This is a genomic window from Altibacter sp. (assembly GCF_019913785.1).
Lineage (GTDB): Bacteria > Bacteroidota > Bacteroidia > Flavobacteriales > Flavobacteriaceae > Altibacter.
Genome location: NZ_JAIOHK010000064.1, coordinates 1 through 4,294, shown reverse-complemented (window position 1 = coordinate 4,294; position 4,294 = coordinate 1). Strand labels below are relative to the sequence as shown.

Sequence of the window (4,294 nt, the reverse complement as noted above, 5' to 3'; positions counted from 1 at the left end):
CAACAACGGCTATAATTCAGCGGGGCTGAATTATTAAAAGAAAAGTTCTATTTTTAAACAAACAATAACCAACTCGGAATGATTTCGTTTAGCAGCTTCTGATCGCACGGCTGATTCTCACGCGGCGTAGCCGCTTCCGACTCACACGCCGATCCCGCTGCTGCCTATCCCCGCCGACCTGCCTGCCGGCAGGCAGGAATCATAGCCGCGACCGTTGTGCTTCATTATAACCAACCAATAACCAATGATAAAATTCTTTAGAAAAATTAGACAAAAAATGTTGACTGAAAATAAGTTTAGCAAATATCTACTTTATGCTTTTGGGGAAATCATACTTGTGGTCATTGGAATTCTTGTTGCTCTAAATCTCAATACCAAAAAAGAATTAAAAACGAACAATGACCAGGTAGAAAAAATTTTAACTAGCGTTTATAAGGATTTAGAAGAAGACTTAATTAAAACTATAAATTTTCAAATTGAATTTAACGAAAGAAGAGATTCACTATCAAATATAGTGCTTTCTAAAACTCTAAAAGTATCTGATTATACAGTCAATAAAAATGGAGATAATCCTTATTTGACTTTGATAGAAGAGCAAATTGAACCTTATAGGTTTGAAACAAATGCTTACAATAGACTTATTAATAACATAGAAATTATTCCTGAAAAGTATATGCATATTGTTGAAAGACTACAAGATGTGTATGGTGATGAAGCACTTGTTACTAATAATGTGGTGAATGAGAAAAAAGTGTTCCTGGAGAAAGTACAAGATGTATATCAAAGCAATTATGATTGGTATTCAAGAACAGCAAAAAAGGATTATGATGATAAAGTGACCTATCTATTGAATGACAAACAACATCTTAATGATGTTAGAAGATATCAAGAAATTACTAGTCATTTGTTACAACATTTAATTATTCTTAAGCACAAAGCAACCTATGCTTATAATTTGATCCATCATGATTTGGTCCTCGACTTTCAAAAGTCTAATCAAATCAATCTTATGGAGTTTCCTACATTTGAAGAATTAGAAGCATATCTAGGGAATTATAAAAATGAAACTTCTGGTTTGGAATTGGAATTAGTTCGGAATCAGAATAATCTTAGCATTTTAAATGGAGGAATTCTTTACAAAATTAATAAAGACAAATTTCAAATGGCATTCGAAAATACTTCTTTAGAGTTTATTAGAAATACAAGTGAGGAAGTAATATCACTTTCCATTTTTATTAAAAAAAAGAATTTGACATCTAGAGATTCCATAAGGACTATAAAATTAACCAAACTAAAATAACGAAAGCACAACAATGGCTATAAGTAATTGCTTGTTCTCGCCTACTTCTGAAAATCCTCGCGGATTTTCAGTTTGGTGTGTACTTGCAAAGTTTTGTGCTAACCCACACAACTACTCATAGCCGAAGCCGTTGTGCTTCATTATTTGAAATCCGAAATTCATTAATTAGCCTATCTTTAGAGAAACTAACCTCTAATGATAAAATTCTTCCGAATAATTCGACAAAACTTAGTAACTGAAAACAAATTCAGCAAATATCTGATTTATGCAATTGGCGAAATAATTCTAGTGGTAATTGGAATTTTAATTGCGATTTCAATAAATAATTGGAATATAGACAGATTAGAGAAAAAAGAAGTAGCGAATTTTTTGGAACAGATAGAGACAGAATTAAATTGGGATATTATTCATTTTAATCAAACACTATCTAATATACAGAGATATACTTACTACCTTGATAAAGTTTCTGACAGAAAATATGATGAAATTGATTTATCTCAATTACCAAATTCTTTGGCGATGAATTCGAGTTCCAAAAATTTTGGATTATCATATACAAAAATGTTAGAATCTGGAATCATAAAGCATATTGAGAATAGTCAGATAAGTAAAAAATTACAAACATACTACTTAGTAAATTGCGCAAAATATAATATTAGTATTGAATTTCACGCAAATTTTGTGTCGGATCATATTGAAGGTCCTTTACTTTTAATGTTAAATCATAAAAGAGATTTTCTTGTCGACCCTATTGAAGTAATCGATCAGTTAGAAAACGGCAAATTAATGTCCCTAGTTAATTGGCAAATTTCATCTTTTGAAGCTCAAATACCGGAAATTGAGAAAAATATTACTATCGCACAGGAATTGATTGGTCTAATTACTAAAAAATAACGAAAGCACAACAACGCCTATAATGCATTGTTTGTTGAGGATTAAATTTATTATTTATCTTACACAAAAATAATTTGAGGTTCTGACAAATTTGCGAAGCTGCCGCAGGCGCACCGCACCATAGCCGCGACCGTTGGCAAACATTAGAAACTAATTCAGAAAATGATAAACTAAAAATGAATAATCAGGTATTTAAAGTTCTTTTAGTTGGACTATGTACAATTTCTATGTTTTGTGCTTGTGAATCAAAGCAAACCGAAAGCGAACAGCACAAAGATATGGCCAAACAATTATTCCGTAGTATTTATGGAGGCGACCCATCTTTAATAGACAATCTTGTAAGTGATGATGTAATATCAAGCTATCCAATTTTTGAACAATTATTTGGAACAAAGGCAATAAATGGACGTGAGTCACTTAAAAATTTTGCTACAGGTTTTGGTGAACGCTGGAATGATGCGAATGTTACATTCCATGAGGCTATAGCTGAAAATAAACGTGTAGTTCTTGTATGGTCTTTTAGCGCAACCAGAGTGAAAACTGAACAGGATAGCAGTGTTGTTGCCGGAAAGCAATATAATTGGGGTGGAATTACTATTTTCCATTTTAATGAAGATGGTAAAATCATAGCTGAGATTGGAGAGGAAAGTTCGCCAGGTCCTTTTGAACGAATAAAATAAAAAACGTTTGCCAACAAAGAACTGAGCTAAAAAACAAGTCTTTTCTACACTAATTTATTTCTGTAATTTTCATCATAGTACAATCCAGATTTTGCGATTCCATAAGCTTGTTTAATTAGTTTATTGCTTACAGCGATTAAAGCCAGTTTTTTGCTTTTCCCTTTTGCCACCAATCGTTCATAAAGCATTTTACATTGTGTATTATACATACAAGCGGTAAAGCTGCAGAGAAATAAGTGATTTCTAACGGAAGGATGTCCGTTTTTACCGATACGAGTTTTCCCTCTCACGCTACTTCCTGAACTTCTTTCGTGTGGGGCTAGTCCAAAATAGGAAGAGATCTGTTTGCTAGACTCGAAGTCTTTAAATCCATTTGTTGAGACAATAAGTAGCAAGGCTGTTTTCTTTCCTAGTCCTGGGATGCTCTTAACACGGGTGTATAGATCGGCCTCATTTTCCTGTATCAAAGACTGCATCTCTTTTTCTAATAACCCTATTTCTCTTTCTATGGTCCTGATTAGCCTTTTTAGGGAAGTAATCGCCTTTCCCTTGGTCAATCCCTTGCTTACTAAACTATGAAGCTTGTTACTCAGTGCTGTGTGTTGTTTAATATAAAGTTGTACCACACTTTGTAGCTCTTTGCATTGATTAACATACACTGGGTCTGGCTTCCAAGGTGCCAAGATCTGTTCCTGGCCATAGCGATAGATCATTGTTGCATCACTTTTATCGGTCTTCACCCTGTTAAGCTTCATTTGAATAAAACGTTTAACTACTAAGGGGTTTACTACCGAAACGAAAATTCCTTTCTCGTAAAGGAATAGGGCCAATCGATGATGATAGCTGCCAGTGGCTTCCATTACAGCCCAGCAGTCGTTTGAGAGAGTTTTAATAAAAGATTTAAATCCTTTAAGGTCGTTTTGATAGTTGTGATGACCCCTTTCTGGATTGTATACATCAAAAGTATCCTTGGATATATCAATCCCCAAAATTGTTTTAACTTTACTCATATTGTTAAATTTGGAAAGAACAACTACTTCATTACAGCAACCTAAAAACAGGCTCAATGGCCTAAAGAACTGATCGTATTTAGGTAGTAAAAAGAGTGGGGATTTTCAATGTTGACGGAATCAGAGGTTCCTACGCATAACCTAATCTTATTCCACTCTTTTTGTTCTTTCTGATTAGTACCATTAAATTACTAGAAACAAACTTAGGACGTATAACAGTTTATGTCTGTAATTGCTGATTTGAGTATTTTCAAAACATAAAAACTTTATCTTTATCTGACAAATACGTTAAAGCGGCTTTGCCGACACTTCTGATTCGCACGCTGCGTTGCAGCTGCCGGCCTCGCCGAAGGCGAGCCGTCTGTCCGAATCAGGGCCGCCAGCCGCCACAAACGTTATACAAAACCGTT

The 4,294-nt window shown here is 34.2% G+C and carries 4 protein-coding genes; 3 read left to right on the top strand and 1 reads right to left on the bottom strand.

Annotated features, from left to right (window positions below; genetic code table 11):
- The first annotated feature begins 244 nt into the window (after window positions 1-244).
- The 3 genes from K8F54_RS11920 to K8F54_RS11910 all read left to right on the top strand — a co-directional run bounded on the left by K8F54_RS11920 (window position 245) and on the right by K8F54_RS11910 (window position 2,874).
- The gene (locus K8F54_RS11920; RefSeq protein WP_290791243.1) at window positions 245-1,300 is read left to right on the top strand and encodes a hypothetical protein; all 1,056 of its coding nucleotides are present in this window, start codon (window positions 245-247) and stop codon (window positions 1,298-1,300) included.
- Window positions 1,301-1,495: 195 nt separating this feature from the next.
- On the top strand, window positions 1,496-2,194 hold the full coding sequence (locus K8F54_RS11915; RefSeq protein WP_290791241.1) for a DUF6090 family protein: 699 nt from the start codon (window positions 1,496-1,498) through the stop codon (window positions 2,192-2,194).
- Between the two features lie 176 nt (window positions 2,195-2,370).
- Complete coding sequence (locus K8F54_RS11910) at window positions 2,371-2,874, top strand: nuclear transport factor 2 family protein (RefSeq protein WP_290791239.1); 504 nt, start codon at window positions 2,371-2,373, stop codon at window positions 2,872-2,874.
- 44 nt (window positions 2,875-2,918) lie between these two features.
- Here K8F54_RS11910 and K8F54_RS11905 read toward each other — a convergent pair whose 3' ends face one another.
- Window positions 2,919-3,884 carry an IS110 family transposase gene (locus K8F54_RS11905; RefSeq protein ID WP_290791237.1) on the bottom strand — a complete coding sequence of 322 codons (966 nt, stop codon included), beginning with the start codon at window positions 3,882-3,884 and terminating at the stop codon, window positions 2,919-2,921.
- Window positions 3,885-4,294: the final 410 nt, after the last annotated feature.